23 protein-coding genes are annotated in these 25,530 nt (G+C 62.5%); 17 read left to right on the top strand and 6 right to left on the bottom strand.

The window, feature by feature from the left end:
- The first annotated feature begins 67 nt into the window (after window positions 1-67).
- Window positions 68-601 (top strand): MarR family winged helix-turn-helix transcriptional regulator, encoded by a 534-nt coding sequence (locus P3T24_RS02550; RefSeq protein WP_429432104.1) that lies wholly within the window; start codon window positions 68-70, stop codon window positions 599-601.
- Entirely contained in the window at window positions 598-1,878 is a 1,281-nt protein-coding gene (locus P3T24_RS02545; protein WP_429432101.1) for an MFS transporter, read from the top strand. The genes P3T24_RS02550 and P3T24_RS02545 overlap by 4 nt, the downstream gene beginning before the upstream one ends.
- Before the next feature lie 25 nt (window positions 1,879-1,903).
- Here the strand turns inward: P3T24_RS02545 and speB are convergent, their stop codons facing one another.
- The 3 genes from speB to P3T24_RS02530 all read right to left on the bottom strand — a co-directional run bounded on the left by speB (window position 1,904) and on the right by P3T24_RS02530 (window position 5,133).
- Window positions 1,904-2,869, bottom strand: coding sequence for an agmatinase (gene speB, locus P3T24_RS02540; RefSeq protein ID WP_429432098.1), 966 nt, complete (start codon window positions 2,867-2,869; stop codon window positions 1,904-1,906).
- 133 nt (window positions 2,870-3,002) lie between these two features.
- The gene (locus P3T24_RS02535) at window positions 3,003-4,490 is read right to left on the bottom strand and encodes an aldehyde dehydrogenase (protein ID WP_429432095.1); all 1,488 of its coding nucleotides are present in this window, start codon (window positions 4,488-4,490) and stop codon (window positions 3,003-3,005) included.
- Between the two features lie 91 nt (window positions 4,491-4,581).
- On the bottom strand, window positions 4,582-5,133 hold the full coding sequence (locus P3T24_RS02530; RefSeq protein WP_074268837.1) for a cupin domain-containing protein: 552 nt from the start codon (window positions 5,131-5,133) through the stop codon (window positions 4,582-4,584).
- 421 nt (window positions 5,134-5,554) lie between these two features.
- Here P3T24_RS02530 and P3T24_RS02525 point away from each other — a divergent pair, with 421 nt between their 5' ends.
- The 15 genes from P3T24_RS02525 (at window position 5,555) to P3T24_RS02455 (ending at window position 21,052) form a co-directional block, all read left to right on the top strand.
- Window positions 5,555-5,776, top strand: coding sequence for a hypothetical protein (locus P3T24_RS02525; RefSeq protein ID WP_429285803.1), 222 nt, complete (start codon window positions 5,555-5,557; stop codon window positions 5,774-5,776).
- Window positions 5,777-6,079: 303 nt separating this feature from the next.
- On the top strand, window positions 6,080-6,871 hold the full coding sequence (locus P3T24_RS02520; RefSeq protein ID WP_074268839.1) for a gamma-glutamyl-gamma-aminobutyrate hydrolase family protein: 792 nt from the start codon (window positions 6,080-6,082) through the stop codon (window positions 6,869-6,871).
- 31 nt (window positions 6,872-6,902) lie between these two features.
- Window positions 6,903-8,237, top strand: coding sequence for a glutamine synthetase family protein (locus P3T24_RS02515; protein WP_429410329.1), 1,335 nt, complete (start codon window positions 6,903-6,905; stop codon window positions 8,235-8,237).
- A gap of 35 nt (window positions 8,238-8,272) precedes the next feature.
- Window positions 8,273-9,709 carry an aspartate aminotransferase family protein gene (locus P3T24_RS02510; RefSeq protein WP_429432093.1) on the top strand — a complete coding sequence of 479 codons (1,437 nt, stop codon included), beginning with the start codon at window positions 8,273-8,275 and terminating at the stop codon, window positions 9,707-9,709.
- A 79-nt stretch (window positions 9,710-9,788) separates the two neighbouring features.
- Entirely contained in the window at window positions 9,789-10,922 is a 1,134-nt protein-coding gene (locus tag P3T24_RS02505; RefSeq protein WP_429432090.1) for a polyamine ABC transporter substrate-binding protein, read from the top strand.
- Between the two features lie 204 nt (window positions 10,923-11,126).
- Window positions 11,127-12,293: an ABC transporter ATP-binding protein gene (locus tag P3T24_RS02500; protein WP_074268843.1), complete on the top strand. Its 1,167-nt coding sequence runs from the start codon at window positions 11,127-11,129 to the stop codon at window positions 12,291-12,293.
- Window positions 12,290-13,246 (top strand): ABC transporter permease subunit, encoded by a 957-nt coding sequence (locus tag P3T24_RS02495; RefSeq protein WP_429410331.1) that lies wholly within the window; start codon window positions 12,290-12,292, stop codon window positions 13,244-13,246. The genes P3T24_RS02500 and P3T24_RS02495 overlap by 4 nt, the downstream gene beginning before the upstream one ends.
- On the top strand, window positions 13,243-14,154 hold the full coding sequence (locus P3T24_RS02490) for an ABC transporter permease subunit (protein WP_074268845.1): 912 nt from the start codon (window positions 13,243-13,245) through the stop codon (window positions 14,152-14,154). Before P3T24_RS02495 ends, P3T24_RS02490 begins: the two co-directional genes overlap by 4 nt.
- Before the next feature lie 37 nt (window positions 14,155-14,191).
- Window positions 14,192-15,775, top strand: coding sequence for a DUF3138 family protein (locus tag P3T24_RS02485; protein ID WP_429285808.1), 1,584 nt, complete (start codon window positions 14,192-14,194; stop codon window positions 15,773-15,775).
- Window positions 15,776-15,844: 69 nt separating this feature from the next.
- Complete coding sequence (locus P3T24_RS02480; RefSeq protein ID WP_429432087.1) at window positions 15,845-17,137, top strand: NAD(P)/FAD-dependent oxidoreductase; 1,293 nt, start codon at window positions 15,845-15,847, stop codon at window positions 17,135-17,137.
- A complete protein-coding gene (locus tag P3T24_RS02475) occupies window positions 17,137-18,441 on the top strand; it encodes an NAD(P)/FAD-dependent oxidoreductase (protein WP_429432085.1) in 1,305 nt (434 codons plus the stop codon). Before P3T24_RS02480 ends, P3T24_RS02475 begins: the two co-directional genes overlap by 1 nt.
- Window positions 18,442-18,618: 177 nt before the next feature.
- Entirely contained in the window at window positions 18,619-19,638 is a 1,020-nt protein-coding gene (locus tag P3T24_RS02470) for a DUF2891 domain-containing protein (RefSeq protein WP_429432082.1), read from the top strand.
- A 134-nt stretch (window positions 19,639-19,772) separates the two neighbouring features.
- Window positions 19,773-20,114 (top strand): hypothetical protein, encoded by a 342-nt coding sequence (locus P3T24_RS02465; RefSeq protein ID WP_429285812.1) that lies wholly within the window; start codon window positions 19,773-19,775, stop codon window positions 20,112-20,114.
- 140 nt (window positions 20,115-20,254) lie between these two features.
- Entirely contained in the window at window positions 20,255-20,389 is a 135-nt protein-coding gene (locus P3T24_RS02460; RefSeq protein ID WP_429285813.1) for a hypothetical protein, read from the top strand.
- A gap of 426 nt (window positions 20,390-20,815) precedes the next feature.
- The gene (locus P3T24_RS02455) at window positions 20,816-21,052 is read left to right on the top strand and encodes a hypothetical protein (protein ID WP_074268851.1); all 237 of its coding nucleotides are present in this window, start codon (window positions 20,816-20,818) and stop codon (window positions 21,050-21,052) included.
- 43 nt (window positions 21,053-21,095) lie between these two features.
- Here the strand turns inward: P3T24_RS02455 and P3T24_RS02450 are convergent, their stop codons facing one another.
- From P3T24_RS02450 to hflC, 3 genes are read right to left on the bottom strand one after another with little or no spacing between them, the layout of a single operon-like run.
- Window positions 21,096-23,246 (bottom strand): heavy metal translocating P-type ATPase, encoded by a 2,151-nt coding sequence (locus P3T24_RS02450; RefSeq protein WP_429432079.1) that lies wholly within the window; start codon window positions 23,244-23,246, stop codon window positions 21,096-21,098.
- The gene (locus P3T24_RS02445) at window positions 23,243-24,448 is read right to left on the bottom strand and encodes an SPFH domain-containing protein (RefSeq protein WP_429432076.1); all 1,206 of its coding nucleotides are present in this window, start codon (window positions 24,446-24,448) and stop codon (window positions 23,243-23,245) included. Before P3T24_RS02445 ends, P3T24_RS02450 begins: the two co-directional genes overlap by 4 nt.
- Complete coding sequence (gene hflC, locus P3T24_RS02440; RefSeq protein ID WP_429432073.1) at window positions 24,445-25,518, bottom strand: protease modulator HflC; 1,074 nt, start codon at window positions 25,516-25,518, stop codon at window positions 24,445-24,447. The genes P3T24_RS02445 and hflC overlap by 4 nt, the downstream gene beginning before the upstream one ends.
- Window positions 25,519-25,530: the final 12 nt, after the last annotated feature.

Below are 25,530 nucleotides of genomic sequence, written 5' to 3'. Positions count from 1 at the left end.
AGCTTGCGCTCTCGCCTCAACGTGTGCATCATGCATATATGCACACTGCACACGTTGAGGCATCGCCATGACGCAGCGCACCGAAAACCTCCTCGGCGTACTCGCCCTGCTGGTGACAGACGAGATGAACGCGCAAAACACCGTGGCCACCCTCGCCGGCCCCACGGCGCGCGCCATGCTCAATGCCGTTGGCCAGTACCCCGATTCGTCCATCGAAGTACTGCGCGATGCGGTGGACCTTTCGCATCCGGCGGCAGTCCGTGCGGTGGCGGGGCTTGTCGAAGCGGGCCTGATCGAGAAAAAGCCCGGCCCCGACAAGCGCGCTGTAGCGCTCGCCCTCACCGCCGCCGGCAAGCGTGAAGCAAAGCGCATGCAGGCCGCGCGCGAACGGATGTTGCAGCGCGTGGTCAGCCGTCTCGACGCGGACGAACGCATCGTGTTCGAAGACCTGCTGATCAAGATTCTCTGGCATGAAACGCGTGATCCAGCGCATGCCATGCAGTTGTGTCGTCTGTGCGACGAGGGCCCTTGCCTGAAGGCAGGCTGCCCGGTCGAATGCCGTGACCAGGGCTTGCCCATGCCACAGCGGAGCGGCGCATGAATGCCGCGGTCTCTGCACGCTGGCGTGCGATTGGAGCGCTGACCGCCGTGTCGGCGTTCACGCAGATCGGCCAGTTCGGCATCGGCTTCATGGTCTTGCCTGTCTGGCTGGCTCATCAAGGGCTCGACGCACCGCGAGCCGGGCTCTTTTCCGCAGTTCAGTGGGCGGGCATGTTTACCGGGTTGCTTTCGGCGCCACGACTGGTGGAGCGGTTCGGCGCCAGGCGCACCGTGTTGCTCGCGCTGGCGGCAACGGTCATCGCCTTCGCCAGCATCCGCGCACTAACCTGGCCTCTATGGATCGTCCCCGGCTTTCTGATCGGGCTCGGCATGGGGCTGCGCTGGATCGCGAACGAGACCTGGCTTTACCGGCTGGTTCCTGCGGATGCCAGCGGGCGCGTGGTCGGCATGCACGAAGCGTTGATCGCCGTCGCGGGGGTGATTGGTCCAGCGCTGGCCGCGTGGTGCGGAGTCGACGGGCCAATCATTTTTATAGCCGGCGCGGCATGTACGTTCGCCGCGGCCGTCCCGCTCTGGCTGGCAGGTTCCGATGCCGCCGATGATGCAAACACACAAAGCAGCCAACTCGCTCGTGCGTCCGGGGTTCATGAAGTTCCTGAGGATACCGAATCTGACGAAGCCGCCGATGCGCTCCAGGCCGCCCGGTCGGCTCAGCGCGCCGCCAGCAGACAGGCAAACGGTATCGACCCGCTGATCGCCCTGGGCATGGTGGTCGTGGTGGTAGGCGGCCTGGGCGATGGCGCGCTATTCGGCCTCTTTCCCCTCTTCGCCAATGGCCGCGGCCTAAGCGTCACACAGACCGCCACACTGCTGACGTGTTTCGGCGTTGGCGGCATGGTCCTGCAGTTTCCGGTCGGCTGGCTAGTGGATCGCACCGGCCTGCCGACAGCGGTCATGTTTTGCGCCGCAATCAGTGCGCTATCGATTGTCTCGTTCGGACTCGCAGCGCCCGCTTCATGGCTGCTCGGCGCGAGCGCGCTGCTGCTAGGCGGTCTGAACAGCGCATTCCTCACGCTCGGCGTCTACGCCGCGGCCTCCGGCGCGAAAGCTGCACTCATCCGCAATATGCGGCTGATTTCGCTGACTTTCTGCGCCAGTTCGATTGTCGGCCCTTTGCTCGCCGGTTTTGCAATGAAAGCGCTCGGCAACGACATGCTGATATGGCAGTTGGCGCTGGCAAGCGGCGCACTTGCCGTCTACACGCTGGGTCTGCTCGAGGGCCGGCGTCAGCCGCGCGGAGCGTCCTCCACGAGCTAACGCCAACGTCAGTGCCGCTGAAGCATCAACGTGTACCGGCTACCTTGCGCTGCCGCCACAGGCACAACACATCGCATGCAATATGCGCCGCGGCAATCGCGGTGATCTCGCTTTGATCATAGGCCGGCGCCACTTCCACGACATCGGCGCCAATCAGATTCACACCGGTCAGGCCGCGCACGATCGCCAGCCCTTGCGCCGACGACAGGCCGCCTGCGACCGGCGTGCCCGTACCCGGTGCAAAGGCCGGGTCGAGGCAGTCGATATCGAAGGTCAGATAAGTGGGACGCTCGCCGACAATCGACATGATCCGCTCCACCGCGGCTCGCGTACCGTGCTCGTGCACCCACGCCGCATCGAGGATATTGATGCCCATGAAGTCGTCGTTCCACGTGCGGATGCCGACCTGCACCGAGGTCTGCGGGTCGATCAGGCCGTCCTTGACCGCCTTGTAGAACATTGAGCCGTGATTCAGGCTGTCCGGGCTGTCGTCGGCCCAGGTATCGCAGTGTGCGTCGAAGTGGATCAGCGACAGCGGCTTGCCATACTTCTCGGCATGCGCGATCAGCAGCGGATAGGTGATGTAGTGATCGCCACCCAGCGTCAGCATCTTCGCACCCGAGCGCAGGATCGTGCGCGCATGCTCGACGATTGCCGGCTTGATAGTCAGCGGATTGTGCGCGTCGAACCAGCAGTCGCCGTAGTCGGTCACGGCGAGATCGTCGAACGGATTGAATCCCCACGGATAAGGGTACAACTCGGACAACTGCACGCTTGCCGCACGCACCGCAGCAGGACCGAGGCGCGCACCGGAGCGAAAGGTGGTCGCCAGATCGAGTGGAACACCCGAAATAGCCACGTCGACACCGTCGAGCTCGCGCGTGTACTTGCGTCGCATGAACGACAGCACGCCCGCATAGGTGTTTTCGATCGAGGAACCGTACAGGGACGGACGGCGGATTGCACCGTCGCCATAGAGAAGTTCAGTCATGGGATGACCTGATAAAACATGCCGGCAACACGCGCGAGGTTTCCCGAGGTTGTACGCGTATCGCCCGGCTTCGGATTCATTGGGAACGCGACGGTGCCGTAATCGCGCACCGCCGCGCTGGCTTGCGAATCCTTTAGCGCAGCCGCACCAGCGTAGACTTCAGCTCGGTGTACTTCTCCAGTGCGTGCAACGACTTGTCGCGGCCGTTACCCGATTGCTTGTAGCCGCCGAACGGGAAATTCATGTCTCCCCCTTCGTCGTAGCAGTTGACCCATACAGTGCCGGCCCGCAGGCTGCGCGCCATTTCGTGAGCGGTGGTCAGATTCGAAGTCCAGACTGCGGCAGCCAGGCCGTATTCACTATTGTTCGCAATCCTGATGGCCTCTTCCGCCGTATCGAACGTGATGACCGACAGCACCGGTCCAAAGATTTCTTCACGTGCAATTTTAGCATCGGCCTGGGTGTCGAAAATGGTCGGCTCGATATAGTAGCCACCGCTCTCCTGCTTCACGCGGCCGCCCCCGAGCAGCAGCTTCGATTCCGCGCGGCCCGCTTCGATATAGCCCAGCACGCGGTCCAGTTGCACCTGGTCGACGATTGCGCCCATCGAGGTCTTCGGGTCCAGCGGATTGCCCGGTGCATAACCGCGTGCAGCGGCGATCAGCTTGTCGAGGAACACGTCCTTGATGTCGCGATGCACGAGCAGGCGCGAACCAGCCGTGCACATCTCGCCCATGTTGTAAAAGATCGCGCCCGCGGCGGCGTTGGCGGCGCGGTCGAGGTCCGCACAGTCCGGCATCACGATGTTGGGTGACTTGCCGCCGAGTTCGAGCCATACGCGCTTCAGATTCGACTGACCGGCGTACTGCATGATGAGTTTGCCCACGTTGGTCGAGCCGGTGAAGGCGAGACAATCTACGTCCGGATGCAGCGCGAGCAGCTTGCCCGGTTCACCGGCGCCCGGCACGACATTGAACACGCCCGCCGGAATACCCGCTTCGTGGGCAAGTTGCGCGATACGGATGGCCGTCAGCGGCGACTTCTCGGAGGGCTTCAGCACCACGCTATTGCCGGCCGCCAGCGCCGGGCCGAACTTCCACGACGCCATCAGGATCGGGAAATTCCACGGCACTACCGCTGCCACGACGCCGATCGGCTCACGCGTGACCAGCCCCACCAGATGATGATCGGCCGGGGCCACTTCGCCACCGATCTTGTCGATCGCCTCGGCAAACCATTCGACGCAGTACGCGGCGCCTGGCACGTCCACCGAAGTCGTATCGCCAATCGGCTTGCCGGCGTCGAGCGTTTCGAGCAGCGACAGCTCGTCGAGGTGCTCGCGCATCAAGCCGGCCCAACGCAGCAGGACAGCTTTGCGCTGGCGCGGATTCAGCCCGGACCACACACGCGAATCGAAGGCGCGGCGCGCGGCCGCAACCGCCGCGTCGACATCGTCCGCCGCGCTATCGGCCACCTTGACGAGCAGCTTGCCGTCGATCGGGCTCAGGCAATCGAAGGTGCGCCCGTTCGCGGCATGGCGATATTCGCCGTCGATAAACGCGCGGCCTTCGATCGAAAGCGTTGCGGCCTTGTCCTGCCAGTAAGCCAGAGTCTTTTCCATCAGGATGCCTCAATGTTATGCGTTCGACGTCCAGCGTGAGAGCCGCCCTCGCAGCCATCACGAGCGTCGCAACGACGTTGACGCGGAAAGTCTAGAAGCTCGGCGGCGAATTCGCCGAGACGATTTCGCAGACGTGTTCCGCGCTGGGATTGCGAAAACGGTGCGGCAAGCGGCTTTCGAAGTAGTAGCTGTCACCGGGGTCGAGCAGCCACGTAGCGCCGTCCACGGTCAACTCGATCTGACCGCTGACGATCACCCCGCCCTCGTGTCCGGTGTGCACGAGCATCTCCGGTCCGGTGTCCGAAAGCGGTTGATAGACTTCGCGCAAGATGCCCATGTTGCGGTCTTTCACACCCGCACCGGCGAGATAGAACTCGATCGACTCGTTGCCGAGATTCGGCATGTCGGCGCGGCGCGACACCACGGAGCGGTCAGCTTCCACTTCGAACGTGAAGAATTCGGCGAGGCTCATCGGTATGCACTCGAGCAGCTTCTTGAGCGACCCGACTGAGGGACTCACGCGATTTTGTTCGATCAACGAAATAGTTCCGTTAGTGACGCCCGCCCGTTTGGCCAGCTCGCGCTGAGACAGGCCATTCTTCTTACGGATGTACTGCAGGCGGGACGCAACTTCGATGGACATCGCTGCACTCTCAGAGTGGATGAACCCGTGTAAGGAATCAGCAGGATCGCGTCGGGTCTGCGCGAGTGTTGAATATTCTAATCACTTTAAGGCTGCCGCTGCTGGGGAAAACCCTTTGATGCATTCGAAATACCGGCTATTGCAATACGCATACCCAACCCGCGGGTTTTGGCCTATTGCCTCGGGTAAGCCCTGATAAATCTTTTATAAAAATGATTTGACGGCAATATTGGCTCGTATATGCTGGTTCACAGGCGGTCGTCATGCCAACGTCACAGATCCTCCAGCGAGTGTTTTGCGACGAAGCGAAGCAGTTTCGCTGCGGCACCAGGCGATCAACCCGCGTCACGTTTCTTTAAACGCCCTGTGCGTTTCTGAACGAGGCGTTCAATACTTTCAACGTCGCTAGTCGAGTGTAATCGTGAGAGTCCGAGGCCCTTTGGTTAGGTGGGAACGCAGTCAGGCGAGATGTCTTCGTCCTGAAGGCACCATCGCCGACGGCAGCAACGGCAGCCTTGCGTTTCGCCGCTTTCTGTCCGTCTTCACGATCCTGTCCCGCCGTTCTGTCCGACGCCACAATTCCGTCTCTGCGCGCGCTTTCATCGCCGTACGCACCGACGAAGTCGCTTCCCTGCTGCCCTAGCGCCTCTCTATTTACCGTTCGGTTCACCTGTTTGCCTGAGCGTATGCGTGTGCCTTTACCGGCACCAGCGCTTGTGCATGCGTCGTGTCGTCTGTTGTCTGCGCATTCGTATCCGTTGCGCCAGGTAATGGGCTGAACCGAACGGCTTTCCTGATAGCAATGCGCGGCATGGTCCGCTAACGACCTCCGCCTGCACTTCCGGTGGCTTTGCGCCCTGCGCACGGCTGCGGAATCGTGCCGCGCCTGTTTTAACGTTGTTCGCGCCGCGTCCCGCGGGGAATAAACACGTCCATTCATTTAGTCATGCGAACCAGACCCCTGGTCGGCATTAGCGCCGACAGAACGATGACGGGAGTGCACCCGTCGCACACGGTCGGCGAGAAATATATCGCCGCTGTCGTCGACGGCTCACACGCGCTGGCGATGCTGCTGCCCGCGCTCGGCAACCGTCAGGCCGCTGCCGAGATTCTCGCGACGGTCGACGGCTTGCTGTTTACCGGCAGCTATTCGAATGTCGAGCCGCACCATTACGGTGGCGAGCCCAGCGTACCGGGCACGCTGCACGATGCTGCACGCGACGCGACGACGCTGCCGCTCCTCGCTGCAGCGATCGACGCCGGTGTGCCGGTCCTCGCCGTCTGTCGCGGCTTTCAGGAAATGAATGTGGTGTTCGGCGGGACGCTGCATCAAAGCGTTCACGCGGTGGCGGGTTTGAACGACCACCGTGAGAACAAGGAAGACGAACTGGACGTGCAATACGCACCGTCGCATTCCATCGCGCTGACCGAGGGCGGCCTGCTGCAGCGCCTTGCAGCGGGAGCGAATGAGGCACGTGTGAATTCCTTGCACGGACAAGGCGTCGAGCGGCTAGGCAACGGCCTCGTGGCCGAAGCCACTGCGCCGGACGGACTGATCGAGGCGGTGAGCGTCAGGAATGCGCGTGCCTTCGCTTTGGGTGTGCAGTGGCACCCCGAGTGGAAGCACGCGAACGACGCGCTGTCCACCGCGATCTTCCGGGCATTCGGCGATGCATGCCGCGATCGAATGCGCACCAGGGCCGGCTATGGCGCGGCATCCGCCGCCACGCACGCCTGAGCTGGTCCGCGCAAAAACTGAGAGAACAATCATGCAAGACATCGACGAATTTCTGAAGCAACACCGCATCACCGAGATCGAAGCAATCATTCCCGACATGGCCGGGATCGCGCGCGGCAAGATCATTCCGCGCAGCAAGTTCGAATCCGGGGAATCCATGCGCCTGCCGCAAGCGGTGATGATCCAGACCGTCACAGGGGACTATCCGGAGGACGGTTCACTGACCGGCGTCACCGATCCCGACATGGTCTGCGTTCCCGACGCTTCGACCATCCGCCTGATTCCGTGGGCAGTCGATCCCACCGCGCAGGTGATTCACGACTGCGTGCACTTCGACGGCACACCGGTCGCCATCTCGCCGCGCCGGGTACTGCGCCAGGTGCTCGAACTGTACAAGGCCCGCGGCTGGAAGCCGGTTATTGCGCCGGAACTCGAGTTCTACCTGGTCGACATGAACAAGGATCCGGACCTGCCGCTGCAACCGCCGATCGGCCGGACCGGCCGTCCGGAGACGGGCCGCCAGGCGTACTCGATCGAAGCGGTCAACGAATTCGATCCGCTGTTCGAAGACATCTATGAGTATTGCGACATTCAGGAGCTCGAAGTCGACACGCTGATCCACGAGGTCGGCGCAGCGCAGATGGAAATCAACTTCATGCACGGCGACCCGCTCAAGCTCGCGGACAGCGTGTTTCTGTTCAAGCGCACGGTGCGCGAGGCCGCGCTGCGTCACAAGATGTATGCGACGTTCATGGCCAAGCCGATGGAAAGCGAGCCGGGTTCGGCGATGCACATGCATCAGAGCCTCGTCGACGAGGAGAGCGGGCACAACCTGTTCACCGGCCCCGACGGCAAGCCCACGCAACTATTCGACGGCTATATCGCCGGCCTGCAGAAATACACGCCCGCGTTGATGCCGATTTTCGCACCGTACATCAACTCCTACCGCCGCTTGTCGCGTTTTATGGCGGCTCCGATCAACGTGGCGTGGGGCTACGACAACCGCACGGTGGGCTTCCGGATTCCGCATTCGGGGCCGGCTGCACGACGCATTGAAAACCGCATTCCAGGCGTGGATTGCAATCCCTACCTCGCCATTGCCGCAACGCTTGCGGCCGGCTACCTCGGCATGACGCAAAATCTGCGGCCTACCGAGCCGCTGATCAGCGACGGCTACGAACTGCCCTATCAATTGCCGCGCAATCTCGAAGAGGGCCTGACGCTGATGGGCGGGTGCGAACCGATCGCCGAAGTGCTCGGCGAGAAATTCGTCAAGGCCTATCTGGCATTGAAGGAAACCGAGTATGAAGCGTTTTTCCGCGTGATCAGTTCGTGGGAACGCCGGCACCTGCTGCTGCACGTTTAAGACGTGCGTAAGCCAAGAGAACAACTGGAGGCAACATGAGCTACAGAACAGAAGAGGTCGCGTACGTGCAACCGGCCCAGCCGGTGGCGTTCGCGCAGGTATCGCAACAACGCAGCACTGCTGAGTATCGCGCGCTCGACGCGGCACACCATATTCACCCGTTTTCGGACATGGGTTCGCTCAACAAGGCCGGCAGCCGCGTGATCGTCAAGGCCAAGGGCGTGTATGTATGGGATTCCGAAGGCAACCAGATCATCGACGGTATGGCGGGTCTGTGGTGCGTGAACGTCGGCTACGGCCGCAAGGAACTCGCCGACGCCGCCTACCGGCAGATGCTGGAACTGCCCTACTACAACACCTTCTTCAAGACCACGCATCCGCCGGTGATCGAACTGTCGGCGCTGCTCTCGGAACTGGCGCCGGCTCCGTTCAATCACTTCTTCTATTGCAACAGCGGTTCGGAAGGCAACGACACCGTGCTGCGCATCGTCCATCAGTTCTGGGCCACGCAGGGCAAGCACGCGAAGAGGTACGTGATTTCGCGCAAGAACGGCTATCACGGTTCGACAATCGCCGGCGGCACGCTCGGCGGCATGGGCTACATGCATGAGCAGATGCCGTCGAAAGTCGAGAACATCGTTCACATCGACCAGCCGTATTATTTCGGCGAAGCCGAGGGCAATCTGACGCCGGAAGAATTCGGTCTCGCCCGCGCACAGCAGCTGGAAGCCAGGATCCTCGAGATCGGCGCGGAGAACGTCGCCGCGTTTATCGGTGAGCCTTTCCAGGGGGCGGGGGGCGTGATTTTCCCGCCGTCGACTTACTGGCCGGAAATCCAGCGCATCTGCCGCAAGTACGACATCCTGCTGGTGGCAGATGAAGTGATCGGCGGTTTCGGGCGCACCGGTGAATGGTTCGCACATCAGCACTTCGAGTTCGAGCCCGACCTCATCACACTCGCCAAGGGCTTGACGAGCGGCTATGTGCCGATGGGCGCGGTCGGTCTGCATGACCGCGTCGCCAAAGTCATTGTCGAAAACGGCGACTTCAACCACGGCCTCACCTACTCGGGCCATCCGGTTGCGGCAGCGGTGGCGGTCGCCAACCTGAAGCTCTTGCGCGACGAGAAAATCGTCGAGCGCGTCAAGACCGACACCGGTCCGTACTTCCAGAAGCAGTTGCGCGAGGCCTTCGCGAACCATCCGATCGTCGGCGATATCTCCGGCGCTGGGCTGGTAGCCGGTCTGCAACTCGCGCAGGAGCCTAAAACGCGCAAGCGTTTTGCCAATGGAGGTGAAGTCGGCACCATCTGCCGCGACTTCTGCTTCAACGGCAACCTGATCATGCGCGCTAGCGGCGACCGGATGCTGCTGTCGCCACCGCTCGTGATCACGAAGCAGGAAATCGACGAGATCGTGTCGAAGGCGAAAAAAGCCATCGACGCGACCGCACAACAACTCGGAATTTCGTAACGGCAGTTCTTTTCCGGCCCGGGCGCAACAACCATGACACGCGCCCATGCCGGGATTCTAACTTCAAGGGAAAAACGCCATGAGCGCTAGTCATACTGGACGTCATCTTCGACATGCGGTTGCGGGGGCCGCGCTTCTCGCCGTCACGAGCTTTACTGCGCTGTCGGTCTCACCGGCGCTTGCGGCCGACACGGAACTGAACGTGTACAACTGGTCGGACTACATCGCCAAAGACACGATTCCGAACTTCGAGAAGCAGGACGGCATCCACGTGAAGTACGACAACTACGACAGCGACGATACCTTGCAGGCCAAGCTGCTCGCAGGCAGCTCGGGCTACGACATCGTGGTGCCGACGTCCAACTACATGGCCAAACAGATTCAGGCCGGCGTCTACCAGAAGCTGGATAAATCCAAGCTGCCGAACCTGGCGAACCTCGACCCGGTTCTGATGAAGATGATTACCGACGCCGACCCCGGCAACCAGTACGGGGTGCCCTGGGCATACGGCACGGACGGCATAGGCTATAACCTGCAAGCCGTACAGAAGGCACTCGGCGCCGATGCGCCGGTGGATAGCTGGGCGCTGGTGTTCGATCCGGCCAACCTCTCCAAGCTGAAGGGCTGCGGCGTGTCGTTCCTCGACCAGGCTGTCGACGTGTTCGCTGCCGTGCTGCAATACATGCACAAGGATCCGAACAGCACGAACCCGGCTGACTATCAGGCCGCCTTCGAAGTGCTGAAGAAAGTCCGCCCGTATATCACCCAGTTCAACTCCTCCGGTTACATCAACGACCTCGCCAACAACGACATCTGCGTCGCCGTGGCGTGGTCGGGCGACGTCGGCATCGCCAGCCGCCGTGCCGCTGAAGCGAAGCGCTCGTACACGGTCAAGTTTTCCAACGTCAAGGAAGGCGGCCTGCTGTGGTTCGACGTGATGGTGATCCCGAAGGATGCACCGCACGCTGAAGCCGCACTGAAGTGGATCAACTACATCGAAGATCCGAAGGTCAACGCCGCGATCACCAACGAAGTCTTCTACCCGACCGCCAACAAGGCTGCACGTCAGTTCGTGACGCCGGGCGTCGCTCAGGACACCACTGTTTATCCGGGTGACGACGTATTGAGCAAGATGACGCTAATGAAGCCGATGCCGAGCGACATTCTGCGCCTCGAAAACCGTCTTTGGGCTCAGCTCAAAACCGGCCACTAATCTTTAGACACCGCTTATCAGCGGATATAACCGCGGAGCAGGGATCGCTCGATCCCTCTCCGCCTGAATCAGGCAATAAGGCAGTCAGCCTGCGCCTTGCAAGCGCAGTCCCATGTTTCCCGATCGCAGCAGACCTTTGTGAGCCGCCCCGCGCGCCCCACACGGGGACGCTTACGCCCGCGATCCGCAAGGAATGGTTACGCCATGAACTCGACGACCTCAAATAGCGCCGCCCAGGCGGCTCGTAATGCTGCAAAAGCCGCGGTTACGACTAAAAGCAAGTCCGACGAATTCGTCCGCATCGAAAACGTCGTAAAGAAATTCGGCGACAGCACCGCTGTCGATAACGTCAATCTGACCATCGCGAAGAATGAACTCTTCGCACTGCTCGGCAGCTCGGGCTGCGGCAAGTCCACGCTCCTGCGCATGCTCGCCGGGCTGGAAACGGCCACCTCGGGACGCATCTTCGTCGACGGCGAAGATCTCGCGGCGATGCCGCCGTACAAGCGCCCGGTCAACATGATGTTCCAGTCGTATGCGTTGTTCCCCCATATGAGCGTGGAGTCGAACATCGCCTTCGGCCTCAAGCAGGAAGGCACGCCGAAGAACGAAATCAAGGAACGCGTTGCCGATGCGCTGCATCTCGTGCAGATGAGCCGGTTCGCAGGCCGCAAGCCGCACCAGCTTTCGGGTGGCCAGCAGCAGCGTGTGGCGCTGGCCCGCTCGCTCGTCAAGCGTCCCAAGCTGCTGCTGCTCGACGAGCCGATGTCCGCGCTCGACAAGAAGATCCGCCAGAAGACCCAGCTCGAGCTGGTCAACATCATCGAGAAGGTCGACGTGACCTGCGTGATGGTGACCCACGATCAGGAAGAAGCGATGACCATGGCCGGGCGCCTCGCCGTGATGAGCGAAGGCCGCATCGTGCAGATTGGTACGCCCTCCCAGGTTTATGAGTTTCCGAACAGCCGCTTCTCGGCCGAGTTTATCGGCACGACCAACATGTTCGAAGGCGTGGTGGTGGAGGACGAGCCCGATCACATCTTCGTCGAAAGCGAGGATCTCGAAGCACGCATGTATGTGAGCCACGGCATCACGGGTCCGCTCGGCATGCCGGTGGGCATCTCGGTACGCCCGGAGCGCGTCAGGGTTTCGCTCGAGAAGCCGGGCACGCCGCACAACTGGGCTCGTGGAGTCGTCTCGGATGTCGCTTACATGGGCAGCTATTCGCTGTATCACGTACGCCTGCCGAGCGGCAAGACCGTGGTGTCGAACCTGTCCAGCTCGCACCTGATGAGCGAAGGGGCGCCCGCCTATAACGACGACGTGTTCGTCCATTGGTCGCCGGCGAGCGGCGTGGTGGTGACGCAATGACACCATCCGTCTCCACCTCCTCCGTGGCGCCCGGCACCCTCACCCGGCTGCTGAAGCGCCTGAGCGCCCTGCTTCCGTCGGGCCGCACAACGGTGATCGGCGTACCGTTCATCTGGCTAACGCTGTTCTTCGCACTGCCCTTCGTGCTGGTACTGAAGATCAGTTTCGCCGATCTGCGCCTGAGCATTCCACCGTACTCCGACCTCGTCAGCATGAAAGACGGTGTCGTGCATCTGGCGATCCAGCTCGGTCACTACGCGTTTCTGCTGCAGGACGACCTGTATATCGCGACCTACATCAGTTCCCTGAAGATGGCGGCCATCTCGACCTTCTTCTGCCTGCTGATCGGCTATCCGATCGCGTACTACATTGCGCGTTCGGAGCCGGCCAAACGCAATCTGCTGATGATGGGCGTGATGCTGCCTTTCTGGACCTCGTTCCTGATCCGCGTCTATGCATGGATAGGCATCCTGAAGGACGACGGCCTGCTCAATCACACGCTGATGGCGATCGGCATGATCCACTCGCCGCTGCGGCTATACCACACCGATATCGGGGTCTATATCGGCATGGTCTATTCGTATCTGCCGTTCATGGTGATGCCGCTGTATGCGCACCTGGTGAAGATGGACCTGACGCTGCTCGAAGCCGCCTACGACCTCGGCGCCAAGCCGTGGACCGCCTTCACGCGCATCACGTTGCCGCTGTCGAAGAACGGCATCATCGCCGGCAGTCTGCTGGTGTTCATCCCCGCAGTGGGCGAATACGTGATCCCCGAACTGCTCGGTGGCGCAGACACCCTGATGATCGGCCGCGTGATGTGGGACGAGTTCTTCAACGATATGGACTGGCCGATGGCGTCCGCCGTCACGGTCGCGATGGTTCTGCTGCTGCTCGTGCCGATGGCCGTCTTCCAGTACTACCAGGTCAAGGAACTGGAGGGCGCGAAATGATCCGGCCGAACAGAAAGCTTTCCAACACCGTCCTGACGCTCGGGTTCCTGTTCCTTTATATCCCGATCATCAGCCTCGTCGTGTACTCGTTCAACGAGTCGAAGCTCGTCACCGTGTGGTCCGGCTTTTCGCTGAAATGGTACGGGGCGCTGCTGCAGGACGACGAGTTGCTCAGCGCGGCGTGGCTGTCGCTGAAGATCGGGCTGTTGACGGCATGCGCCTCGGTCGTGATCGGCACGTGGGCGGGTTTCGTACTCGCGCGCTTCGGGCGCTTTCGCGGCTTCACGATGTTCGCCGGGATGATCAACGCGCCACTCGTGATTCCTGAAGTGATTCAGGGCATCTCGCTGCTGCTGCTGTTCGTCGCGCTCGAACAGATGCTCGGCTGGCCAAAGGGCCGTGGCCTGTTCACGATCTGGATCGGCCACGTGATGTTGTGCGTCTCCTACGTCGCAATCATCGTGCAGTCACGCGTCAAGGAGCTGAACAAGTCGCTCGAGGAAGCCGCGCTCGATCTCGGCGCAACGCCGTTCAAGGTGTTCTTCCTGATCACGCTGCCGCTGATCTCGCAGGCGCTGATGTCCGGCTGGCTGCTGTCGTTCACGCTCTCGTTCGACGATCTGGTGCTGTCCGCGTTCCTTTCCGGTCCCGGTTCCACCACGCTGCCGCTCGTCGTGTTCTCACGAGTACGTCTCGGTCTGAATCCGGAAATGAATGCGCTCGCAACGATCTTCATCACGGTTGTAACGATCGGTGTGATTGCAGTGAACCGCTGGATGCAGATTCGCGAACGCAAGCGCACCCGCGATATGCAAATGGCGTTTGCCGTTGCCGAAGCCGCCGATGCGGCAACCGTTACCCCTCAACCCGCCGCCGTGCGCAAGTCGCTCGGTACCGTCCGAGTTTAAGCAGTTCCTGGCAATACGACCAACAAGGAGAATGTGCATGAGAAAGAAACTCATCTGCCTGCTAGTGGCGGGGAGTCTGCCTGGCGTTGCCATGGCGGACGCCACCAGCGATGAGATCAAGGCGCTTCAGGCCCAGCTGAACGCCTTGCAAAAAGAAGTGAAGCAATTGCGCTCGGAGGTCGCAGCCAAACCCAAGGCGGTAGCCGCCGCACCGGCGCCAGCGCCGGCTGCGGCACCTGCCGTGGCCGCAGCCCCGGTGGACATTTCGTCGCCTGACTACGGCAAGTCGCAAGCGACGCTGACCAACGACCAGGTCGACTCGATGAAGCAGCAGATCGCCAACCAGCAGCTGAAGGTCGATTCGCTGGTGGATGCGCAGAACACCGGTCCGATCGCAGGCCTCTCGATCACCGGCTATATCGATCCGACCTATGTCTATAACCGCGCGCCAGGCACCTCGTCGTTCCTGTTCGCGAACCACGAAAGCAGCTACAACTACTTCAACAGCACGTTCGGCGATCTCTACCTCGACATCAAGAAGACCTTCGGTGTCGGCCCGATGGCGCCGTCGGCCGAAATCACGTTGATGCCGAACCGTGGCAACGGCATTACGCTGCTGCAGAACGAGCACGGTACGATCAGCGACAACATCCTGAACACGGCGGTCGTGACGGTACCGGTGACGGCGACGACGACCTTCGTGGCCGGCTTGATGCCGAGCTTCGGCGGCTACGAAGTGCAGCAGTCGAACCAGATGACCACGCTCACGCACAACCTGCTGTATGACTTCTCGGATCCGGGCAGCTATGTCGGCGTAGGTGTGAACTACACGGGCGACGGCAGCAACTGGGCGTGGAAATTCATGCTGGGCAACGAACAGTACCGCACGTATGGTTCCGTGGTGCAGACGGGCACCAACGCGTTGGGCGATCCGATCACCAGCAGCAACAAGATCCCCACTTTCACGGCACGGGTCGACTACACGTGGTCTAGCGCGCTGGATCTGGGCGGCTCGTTCAACATCGGCCGGCAAACGCTCGCCTCCGGCCTCGACTCCAACGGCAATCCGGTGTACGGCGTGGGCGGTGCAGCGCCAAGCGCCTTTGGCACTTTCTTCTTCGCTGAAGCCGATGCCGCTTACACGCTCGCGGACGTCCAGTACAACGCCGAGCTCGACTACGGTCAGCAACAGAACGCTGCATTCAACGGCGGCCAGGCGCAGTGGTACGGCATCTCGTTGCTCGCGCACCGCAAGTTCACTTTGCCGACGGTGGGCCGCATGGGTGTGACGGCGCGTTACGACCTGCTCGCCGACACCAAGAACGGCGGCGGCGGCGGTGGCATCGCGCTGAACTCGAACGGGATGGACACGGCAGATGGCTTTGGCATCGGTGCAAGCTGCCTCGCGAATTCGAAGGCGAACGGTGGCCTGGGCTTCGAGTGCAAGGGCGCCGTCCACCAGGACGTCGCACTGGACCTGCTGTTCTATCCGACCCAGCAGATCACGGTGAAGGTGGAATACCGGCATGACTGGGCCACCCAGGATACGTTCCTGCGCAACGATGGCTCTTATAGCAAGTCCAACGACATGCTGGCCACGCAGTTCATCTACGCGTTCTAACCTGTACCGCCGAAGCGCGATTGCCTGCCTCGAGGCGTCGCGCCTCGGCCCTTATTGTGTTTTCTGCCTATGCTCCGGTTCTCGAACCAGCCCCATGCCGCGTCGTACTACGCCGCGACGCTCAACGATACGACCCGTCATGCCCCGCTCGACGGCACATTGAAGGTGGATGTCTGCGTGATCGGCGCCGGCCTCACCGGCATCTCGACCGCGCTCAACCTCGCGGAACGCGGCTATTCCGTTGCGGTGCTCGAAGCCTCGAAAGTCGGTTGGGCGGCGAGCGGGCGCAATGGCGGCCAGTTGATCGGCGGCTTTGCGTGCGATATGGATACGTTCGCGAAGCACATGCCCGCCGAAGACGTCAAACGTATGTGGGAGATGGGACTCGAGACGCTGGATATCGTCAGGGATCGCGTCGCCAGACATCAGATCGACTGCGATCTCAAGTTCGGCTATTTTCATGCGGCGAACAAACCGCGCGATGCCGCAGCGCTAAGGCAATGGCGCGATGAAGCACACACGCGCTTCGGTTACGACCGTTTCCGTTACATCGAGCAAGACGGCCTGAGCCACTACGTGCAGTCGACGCGCTATCTGGGCGGCCTGTTCGATCCCGACAGCGGCCATTTGCATCCGCTCAATTACACGCTTGGCCTAGCGCGTGCGGCGTGCGCAGCGGGCGTGCAGATTTTCGAAGACAGTTGCGTGACCCAGATGCGTAGCGAGGGCAATGGACATGTGATCGAAACCGCTCATGGCGAGGTGCAGGCACAATTCGTTACGCTCGCCTGCAACACCTGGCTGGGTGCGCTGGCACCTGAACTCGCGCGCAAGATCATGCCGGTGGGCACGTACGTGATTGCCACCGAACCGCTCGACCCCGCGCGTGCGCGGGCCTTGATGCCGGCGCAAGCCGCCATCTGCGATAGCCGATTCGTGCTCGACTACTTCCGCCCCGCGCCGGATCACCGCGTTTTGTGGGGCGGCAAGGTCAGTTACTCGACGTTTGCGCCGCGCGATCTGGGCGAAGCAATGCGGCGCGATATGCTGAAGACTTTCCCGCAACTGGCCGACGTCAAGGTCGACTATGCGTGGGGCGGTTTCGTCGATATCACCATGAACCGCGCGCCGCATTTCGGACGCCTCTCGCCCACTGTGTACTTCGCGCAAGGCTTCTCCGGTCACGGTGTCAATACCACGGGGCTGGCAGGCAAGCTGATCGCCGAGGCGATCGACGGCCAGGCCTCGCGTTTCGACCTGTTCGGCAAGATTCGCCACCGCGATTTTCCGGGTGGCGCTACACTGCGCACCCCTGCCCTCGTGCTCGCGATGGCCTGGTATCGAATGAAGGACCTGCTTTGATGGCTGACAGTCTCGACCGCCGTGCGGATGCACTGATCCGCGACTCCTATTACGAAGCGAGCGCCGTGCGCCCGCTCGCGGATGATCCGATGCTCGATGCCGCACTCGAAGCCGACGTCTGCGTGATCGGCGCGGGTTTTGCCGGGCTCTCGGTTGCGCTCGAGTGCCGGGCGCGCGGCATGTCGGTGATCGTGCTCGATGCGCACCGTCCCGGCTGGGGTGCGTCGGGGCGCAATGGCGGACAGACGCTGGTGGGTTTCGCCAAAGACGAGATCATCGAAAGGCAGCTCGGGCTCGATGGGGCACGCGCGGCCTGGGCAATGTCCGTGGAAGGCGTGGCGCTGGTGCGCGAGCGCATCGAACGGTATGGGATCGATTGCGATTTCACACCGGGCTATCTGACCGTCGCGACCAAACCGAAGCGCGTGCCCGATCTGCGCTCGTGGATGGACGATGCTTCGTCGCGCTGGGGCTATACGAAGCTTTCGTGGATCGACACCGATGAGATCCGCGCCCGCGTCGCATCGGAGCGTTATCTGGCCGGCGTCTATGATCCGTTCTCCGGGCATCTGCATCCGCTGAAATATTGCCTGGGTCTTGCCGAAGCAGCGCGGCGTGAAGGGGCGTTGCTCTTCGCGCGTTCGCCGGTGGTCGAAGTGGTGCGCGGCGAACGGCCGGTCGTGCGGACTGCGACTGGTGAAGTGCGTTGCCGCTTTGTCGCTGCGTGCGGCAACGCGACCATCGGCAATGTGCTGCCCGCGGCGGTCGCGGCGCGGATCGCGCCGATCGCGTCGTATATCGTCGCCACCGAGCGGCTTGGGCAAGCGCGTGCGTCCGCCTTGATCACCAGACGGGAAGCCGTGTGCGACAACAATTTCTTCCTCGACTACTTCCGCATCTCGGCCGATCACCGTGTGCTGTTCGGCGGCCGCGCCAGTTCGACGGGTGCGTCGCCTGCCCAGTTGTCCGAGCAGATTCGCAAGCGGATGGTGGACGTGTTTCCGCAGGTGGCCGATGCGCGGGTCGAATATGCTTGGGGCGGCTTCGTGGATGTCACGCGCAATCGCGCGCCGGATTTCGGCTCGATCGATCCGAATTACTTCTATGTGCAGGGATTTTCCGGGCATGGCGTGGCGTTGACCGGGATTGCCGGGCGCGTCATTGCTCAGGCCATTGCCGGTGAGACAGCGGCATTCGATCTGTTCGCCGGGCTGCGTCATACGCGCTTTCCGGGTGGGCCGGCGTTGCGCGGACCGGCGCTTGAGCTTGGGATGCTGTATCACCGGATTCGCGAACTGCTGTAGCTGTCACTCGGCAAAACGGACCCGCGCCACCGCTGGCGCGGGTCGCCTCGCCCGAACTGAAGACCGGAACGGCGTGATCAAGGCACAATGACGTACCGCACTACTGCTGTTGACCGTCAACACCGTGCTGATGTACCTCTTCATATTCCGCTTCCGACCCGCTACAGGCGAGACGCCATGACTGCCCAACTCACCCCCGCTATCGCATCCAGATTCGCCAATCTGGCGCTGGATCACCTCACCCGCGAGTATCCGAACAAGCTGACGCATTCGCTTGAAGGTCCGCAAGACGTCCAGGGACCACGCGCACTGCACCCGATCTTCTACGGCAGCTACGACTGGCATTCCTGCGTGCATGGCTACTGGCTTATCCTCCATCTGCTCGAACGCTTTCCCGGGTTGCCCGAGGCGGCGCGCATCGTCGCCGTCGTCGACGAGCATTTCACCGAAGCCAATGTGGCCGGCGAGCGCGCCTATCTCGACCTGCCGCAAAATCGCGGCTTCGAGCGGCCGTACGGCTGGGGCTGGCTGCTGGCGTTATCCGCACAGATCGACGCGCTGAAGCTGCGCAAGCATCCCCATGCGGCGCGCTGGAGCGAAACCTTCGCACCGCTAACCGAAGTCTTCATCGAACGCTTTGAAGAGTTTCTGCCCAAGGCCACCTATCCGCTACGCGTGGGCACGCATTTCAACATGGCGTTTGCGCTCGCCCTGACGCTCGACTTCGCACGGCAAACCTCACATGAATCGCTGGCGGCGCTGGTGACCGAAACCGCGCGCCGCTGGTATCTGGATGACGTCGCGTGTCAGGCGTGGGAACCGGCAGGAGATGAATTCCTCTCGCCGTCGTTGATGGAAGCCGAGTTGATGCGGCGAGTGCTGCCGGGCGCGCAATTCGCCACATGGTTCGACGCGTTTCTACCGGAGCTCGCCGCGCAAAAACCGGCCACCCTGTTCGAACCGGTCACCGTGACCGATCGCAGCGACGGCAAGATCGCTCACCTCGACGGCCTCAATCTGAGCCGCGCGTGGTGTCAGCGCTCGATCGCCCGCGCGCTGCCGGACGACGACGCGCGTCGCACGCTGCTCAACGAAGCGGCCGAGCGGCATCTGGACAGCGCGCTCGAGCATGTGGCCGGCGACTACATGGGAGAGCACTGGCTCGCAACCTTTGCGACGCTCGCGCTCGAAACGTAATGAGTGCCTCGGCTCCGGCGCACTGACACACCACCCCTCACGACCCACGTCCACTGTTTCTGTAAACGGTGGACACAATTGTTCTGGAACTTGGCGAGCGCGTTTCTTTCTTAAGAGAATCGAGGGAGACAATCATGCTTCGCCTAATTGCGGCGCTCGGGGTGGTGGCAGTTCTGGCCGGCTGCGCCGTCGCGCCAGGTTATGGATATCCGTACTACGACGGGCCGGCCTACCCGGACTACGGACAAGCCTACTATCCCGACTACGGTTACGGGTACGGCTATGGATACGCACCGGCCTACGGTTCGGTCAGCATCTGGGGTGGCGGCGGCGGTTGCTGTTACTACGGGCACGGCGGCCGGTACTGGCATGGCGGCAGCGGCTGGCACGGAGGCGGTGGCTGGCATGGTGGCGGTGGCCACGGCGGTGGCGGCGGTAACTGGCACGGTGGCGGCGGACACGGTCAGGGGCATTGAGCCGTTCGGCCCCTCTCGCTTCGGCCGGCCATGAAGCCGGCCGGTCAGGTTTTTGCAATTCCTTAACATTAACGTTCCACAACTGGGGCTAAGATAGCGGGCCGTTCACCAACAAGGTCGATCTGACCCAGGAAAACCCCATGAAGAAAATTTTGCTTGCCATCACGCTCGCCGCCGTCACTATTGGCGTCATCGCTCCGGCTTCCGCCGAGGAACACCATCCGGTGTGCCACAAAGTAAAGGTTCATGGCCACTGGCAAAAGCGCTGCCACTAAGGCGCTGCCTGAGCCGCGGCTGACGCCGGGGCTTGCTGCCGCTGGAAACTACAGCGGCTGCGCAAACCGGCAGCAAAGAAAAAAATGGCCGCAGATTGCTCTGCGGCCATTCCATATGCGCGGCTTCACTTCACCACGTTCTCATCACTGTGCGCCCAATCTGGCGCGGCCCCGTTAATCATCCCCGTAATCAGAATTAGCAACACTTAGTTACGTTTGGTTACAGTCTAGGCGTTTTGGGAAAGCTTTCTATCATGGTTTTCCTTAGTATCCTCGCGACCCGCCACAGCCCGGCCGCAACCGCCCGTAGCGCTTTCCTGGCGCTTCATGCAGCTTGCCATCCTGCCAATTTGAGCTAGAGTTTTAATTAGACAAAACAACAAAAAGCTGGCGCAGACCAGGTACAAACCACCGCGGGGGCGGAAGATGCTTACACTAATCGATCAGGACATCGCGCATATCACGCGCGTTATGAAGCCATCGGTGTGCGGGGATTTCGGCGGATGCATCCTGCCACCGGACTACTGGCGCAAGCGTCTGTTCAGACTGCTCGACGCCCATCACGTCACCAAACCCCAACTCTGCTCAATCGACGACTTGCTGTTGCAACTCGATGAGCTCGATGCGGCCATCAGGCACGGCAAGGTGACCGCCGATACGTAGCTCCATCGCTTTACTGCAGTCCCGGTCAATCCATCGCTGCGCTTCAATGCGGCGCGGCGGCGGTCTGCGCGTCATTCACATGCGTGTCCCGGCTCGGCTTCGATGCGGAATCCTCGTCGATCCGCAGTAGCCGTCCGGCGTTCGCGATCACGATGAACGTGCCGACGTTGTGCAGGATCGCCACCCACACCGCTCCTAGCAAACCGAGCGCAGCAAGCGCCATGATCTCGACAGTCCACAGCAATCCGATCGCCGCATTGATGCTGGCGGTGCGGCGGCAGCGCCGGCCAAGCCGGATGCAGGTCGGGATGCGGCGCAGATCGTCGCCGAGCAGCACGATATCGGCAGAGGCCACCGCGATATCGATCCCGCGTTCGCCCATCGCGATGCTGGTCGCGCCAGCCTTGATCGCCAGCACGTCGTTCAGGCCGTCGCCGACCACGAGCGGATGATGGCCCGCTTCGAGTTCGTGCATCACGTAGTCGAGCTTGTCGTGCGGCAGCGCTTGGGAGACGACCGTCTCGATGCCGACCTCGGCGGCCACCTTGCGCGCCACGGCATCGCGATCGCCCGTCAGCAGGGTTTGGCGCACGAGGCCAAGCTCGCGCAGTTCGGCGAGCGCACCGGCGGCTTCGGCGCGCAAGGCATCGGCGAAGCCGAACCAGGCGAGCAGCTTACCGTTGAGCGCGAGGCCGACACACGGGCCGTCGATGGAATCGGGCGACGGTTGCAAAGCCGTTACGTGGTCGCGCAGTAATTCCGCGCGACCGAGCACGGCGGTGCCGTCCGGCGTTTCCGCGACGACCCCGAGGCCGCGCAATTCGCGGGTGCGCTCGAACGGCGTGGCGTCGTGCCCGGTGGCTGATGTGGCTGACGTGGCTGAAGTCGCTGACGCGGATGATGTAGCCGATGCAGTAGACGCGTCCAACGCCGCATACCGCGTCAACGCCCGGCTCACCGGATGCGCACTTCCAGCCCCCAGCCGCGCCGCCAGCGCAACGGCCTCCGCTCGCGCCACGCCGGGCTGCGCGAACACATCCGCCACGCGCAGTTCTCCATGCGTGAGCGTGCCGGTCTTGTCGATCACCAGCGAATCGATCTCGGCAATCCGATCGAGAAATGCGGCGTTCCTGAACAACACGCCGTGCCGCGCACCCACCGCGATCCCGGCAATCGCCGTGGAAGGCGCGGCCAGCACCAGTGCGCACGGACATGCAGCGACGATCACCGCCAGCATCGCCGACGCATTGGCCGACGCGAACCAGACAATCGCCGCGATCAGCAGCACCAGCGCCAGATAACCGCCCATGTAGCGCTCGAGCACCTGGGTGATCGGCGGCTTCACCTGTTCTGCGCGTTGCAGCAGTTCGACGATTTTGCCGAGCGTCGAGTGCTCGCCCGCATGCGTAACTTCGATGCGCAGCGGGCCGTCGAGATTCAACGCGCCGCCGAACACCGCGGCGCCTTCATCCACATCGAGCGGCAACGACTCGCCGGTGATCGGCCCGTTGTCGACGCTCGAGCGGCCGCGCCGCACCAGGCCGTCGGCGGGAATCCGCGAACCGGCGGCCACCTCCACCATATCGCCGGCGCGGATCGCCTCGTAAGCCACTTCTTCGATCGTGCCATCGGTCCTGACGCGCCGGACGTTGCCCGAGGTCAGCCGGCCAAGCGCGCGGATCGCCTCTTGCGAACCCAGCACGCTGCGCTCTTCGAGCGCATGTCCGAAGGTCATGACGATCGGCAGCAAGGCCGCGGTCGTCATGTCGCCGGTCGCCCACGCTGCCAGCATGGCGAGCGCAATCAGCCGGTCGGTGACGCCATGCAGACTCGGCGACTTCAGGCTGTACCAGGCGCCGGTGAATACTGGCCCCGCCACCAGCAGCGACGAGAGTCCCGCCAATACTTCGGCGAGCTGCGCGCCGCCGGGTGCGAAGTAGCGCCATGCCATCGACAGCAGCAGCAGGCCGCCCGCCAGCAAAGCAAGCGCGATCTGCCGCGTGACGATGCTCCGTTCTGTAGCTGAGAGCGCGATGCCCGGTCCATCGTCATCGTGCGAATGAGCGGCGTGCGGGTCGTGGTCGTGGCTATGGCCGTGTTCATGCCCGGCGCCGTCAGCACCATGGGCACCATGCGCCAAATCACCCGCCCCACCGGGCGTAGCACGCTCAACCGGATCGATATGCGCGCTCATTGAATTTTCCCCGGCAGCACCAGACTCGATGCGTCGTGCGGATCGATCGTCGTCACACGTCCAGCCTTCGACAGGATCTGCTGGATCCGGTCGCGATACGCACGCGCCAGCAAGCCCGGATCGCTGTTGGCATCGAGCGGCGTCTCGAGTTGCAGGATCGTGGTGGTTTCGGCCTGCGCCGTCGCGACACGCTCGCTGGCGCTCGCCTGCGCGCTCTGCAGAATCTGATCCGCTGACTGCTGCGCGCCCTGGCGGATGTTCTCAGCCGTCGTGCGCGCATCGGCGATATTGCGGTCAGCGGTCTGCAGCGACGTGAGCACCGAGTTGAACGCATCGACCGCAGTTGCCGGAAACTGCGCCTGCACATCCATGCGCGCTACCTCGATACCGAGGCCCGTATGCGCAGCCGCGAGCGCATTCAAATGGCGCTGCACCGCCTGCGCCATGTCGCCGCGCAACTGCTCGCGCTTGACCGCCATCTGCTGGTCGGACGACAGCAGTTCGGGACGCGCCACCAGAATCGAATCGAGGTCGCGCCCCGCCGTCACTTCGACCACCGCCGCTGCAACCACACGCTGTAACGCCGATTCGAGGCGCTCTTTTTGCAGCACGTAGGCGTACGGATCGACGACGCGATAGTAGAGCGTCGCGCTCAGTTGCACGACGCCTTCGTTGCCGGTCAGCACATAGCCTGAGCCGGCCAGCGCATCGGGCAACGTCGGGCCGGCGTTATCGGGCGAGCCGGCGTCGGAGTCGGGCGAGGCAGAGCCGAGCGATGTAGCTTCTGATGGGATTCCTAACGAACTGGCCTCACCAGGCGGCAGCGGCATCGTCTGACTGGATTGACCCGATTGCCCGGACTGCGTCGTAGCAACCGGATCCGCAGCGCGAGCGCGCGGGTCGCGATCAAGCGAACTGATGCGCTGTTCCAGCACACGCGCGCTGCCGGGAATCAGCAGCACGGTTTCGAACGGTTGCGGCATCGCCACCAGCAACCCCGCGTCCTGCGTGCGCACGAAGGCGCCGAAACGCATCACGACAGCCCGGCTATCCGCGGGAATACGGCGGATATTCGAAGTGGCCCACACCCCTGCCGCGAGTAGCGCAATCACCACCACGAACCAGAACGCAAGGCGCACGGCCTGTGCGCCGGGTCCGAGCGACGGTGGTGTTGGCGACGACGTCTCCATGGCGGTACTCATGGGGTGTGCTTGCCCTTCTTCGACGGCGCAGGAGCTTGCGCTTGCGCCTGCGTCTGCTCGGCTTGCGTCACACCGAGTCCTGCGGGACCCTGCACGAGCACATTGAACGGCGCGGCGTCGGTGCGCAGGATCAGGTTCGTATTGGTGTTGACCACGCCGTTCAGCGTATCGAGCGAACGCAGCATCGTATAGAGATGCGGGTTGCCCGCATAACTCTTGCCGTAGATCGCCGCCGCATCCTGGCGCGACTGTGCCTCGATCTGCGCAGCCTTGACGTTGGCATCGGCAACGGCAATGCGTGCATCGCGATCCGCATCGGAACGGATCTGGGCGGCTTGCCGTTTGCCATCCGCGGTGCGTTGCGCAGCCACTGTTTCGCGCTCGGCACGCATGCGCTCGACAGTCGCCGAGAGCGTCACGGCGGGCAACGTCAGCTGCTCCAACCCGACCTGCACCACATGCACGCCATACGCCTGATAGAGCTGCGAATCGACCTGACGGCGCAGTTCATCTTCGAACGCGGCGATGCGCACCTGGCCCGGATTGGTGTTCACGAGCGAAGCGAGATCGAAGTCGGCCGAGGTGGTCTGCAACGCGGAGCCGAGCAGCGAACGAATCTGCCGCGCCGCTTCATCAGGTTCGTTGCGCACGGCACGCACAAAACGGCCGACATCGCTCGCGTTGGCCGGCACACGCCACGCCACATAGGCTTGCACGATGATGCGCAAGCCATCACGCGTGCCGACGTCCTGCAGGCCACTCGAGGTCGTATGCAAACGCAGGTCGACCGGCACGGCTGCTTCGATCGGCGCCGGCAAGCGCCACGCGAGGCCGGGTTCGAGCAGCACTCGCACCGGTTCGCCGAAGCGCGTCACCACGGTAGCCTGACCCGCCTGGACCTGAATGAAGCTCGCGACCGCAAACGCGATCACGACGCATAGCGCCGCCAGCGCCACACGCCAGTAGAAACCGGGGCCGCCGGTTGCCGCACCGCCGTGGCCATGCGCATCACTGCCGTGATGGTGATGCGCGTGACCATGCGCGTGCGCATGCGAATGATTCAGACTCACAATATCCCCCGA

This window comes from Paraburkholderia sp. GAS33, from assembly GCF_050436645.1.
GTDB classification, from domain to species: Bacteria; Pseudomonadota; Gammaproteobacteria; order Burkholderiales; family Burkholderiaceae; genus Paraburkholderia; species Paraburkholderia phenazinium_B.
Note: the sequence above shows the minus strand (reverse complement) of the source record. Positions and strands in the feature narration are given on the sequence as shown.

Coding starts and splice junctions, on each gene's coding strand:
- P3T24_RS02460 (WP_429285813.1), top strand. CDS start 20,255: ATGAAGAAAATTTTGCTTGCCATCACGCTCGCCGCCGTCACTATTGGC.
- P3T24_RS02495 (WP_429410331.1), top strand. CDS start 12,290: ATGACACCATCCGTCTCCACCTCCTCCGTGGCGCCCGGCACCCTCACC.
- P3T24_RS02510 (WP_429432093.1), top strand. CDS start 8,273: ATGAGCTACAGAACAGAAGAGGTCGCGTACGTGCAACCGGCCCAGCCG.
- P3T24_RS02465 (WP_429285812.1), top strand. CDS start 19,773: ATGCTTCGCCTAATTGCGGCGCTCGGGGTGGTGGCAGTTCTGGCCGGC.
- P3T24_RS02550 (WP_429432104.1), top strand. CDS start 68: ATGACGCAGCGCACCGAAAACCTCCTCGGCGTACTCGCCCTGCTGGTG.
- speB (WP_429432098.1), bottom strand. CDS start 2,869: ATGACTGAACTTCTCTATGGCGACGGTGCAATCCGCCGTCCGTCCCTG.
- P3T24_RS02455 (WP_074268851.1), top strand. CDS start 20,816: ATGCTTACACTAATCGATCAGGACATCGCGCATATCACGCGCGTTATG.
- P3T24_RS02485 (WP_429285808.1), top strand. CDS start 14,192: ATGAGAAAGAAACTCATCTGCCTGCTAGTGGCGGGGAGTCTGCCTGGC.
- P3T24_RS02545 (WP_429432101.1), top strand. CDS start 598: ATGAATGCCGCGGTCTCTGCACGCTGGCGTGCGATTGGAGCGCTGACC.
- P3T24_RS02520 (WP_074268839.1), top strand. CDS start 6,080: ATGCGAACCAGACCCCTGGTCGGCATTAGCGCCGACAGAACGATGACG.
- P3T24_RS02530 (WP_074268837.1), bottom strand. CDS start 5,133: ATGTCCATCGAAGTTGCGTCCCGCCTGCAGTACATCCGTAAGAAGAAT.
- P3T24_RS02505 (WP_429432090.1), top strand. CDS start 9,789: ATGAGCGCTAGTCATACTGGACGTCATCTTCGACATGCGGTTGCGGGG.
- P3T24_RS02450 (WP_429432079.1), bottom strand. CDS start 23,246: ATGAGCGCGCATATCGATCCGGTTGAGCGTGCTACGCCCGGTGGGGCG.
- P3T24_RS02490 (WP_074268845.1), top strand. CDS start 13,243: ATGATCCGGCCGAACAGAAAGCTTTCCAACACCGTCCTGACGCTCGGG.
- P3T24_RS02500 (WP_074268843.1), top strand. CDS start 11,127: ATGAACTCGACGACCTCAAATAGCGCCGCCCAGGCGGCTCGTAATGCT.
- P3T24_RS02480 (WP_429432087.1), top strand. CDS start 15,845: ATGCTCCGGTTCTCGAACCAGCCCCATGCCGCGTCGTACTACGCCGCG.
- P3T24_RS02475 (WP_429432085.1), top strand. CDS start 17,137: ATGGCTGACAGTCTCGACCGCCGTGCGGATGCACTGATCCGCGACTCC.
- P3T24_RS02470 (WP_429432082.1), top strand. CDS start 18,619: ATGACTGCCCAACTCACCCCCGCTATCGCATCCAGATTCGCCAATCTG.
- P3T24_RS02535 (WP_429432095.1), bottom strand. CDS start 4,490: ATGGAAAAGACTCTGGCTTACTGGCAGGACAAGGCCGCAACGCTTTCG.
- P3T24_RS02515 (WP_429410329.1), top strand. CDS start 6,903: ATGCAAGACATCGACGAATTTCTGAAGCAACACCGCATCACCGAGATC.
- P3T24_RS02445 (WP_429432076.1), bottom strand. CDS start 24,448: ATGAGTACCGCCATGGAGACGTCGTCGCCAACACCACCGTCGCTCGGA.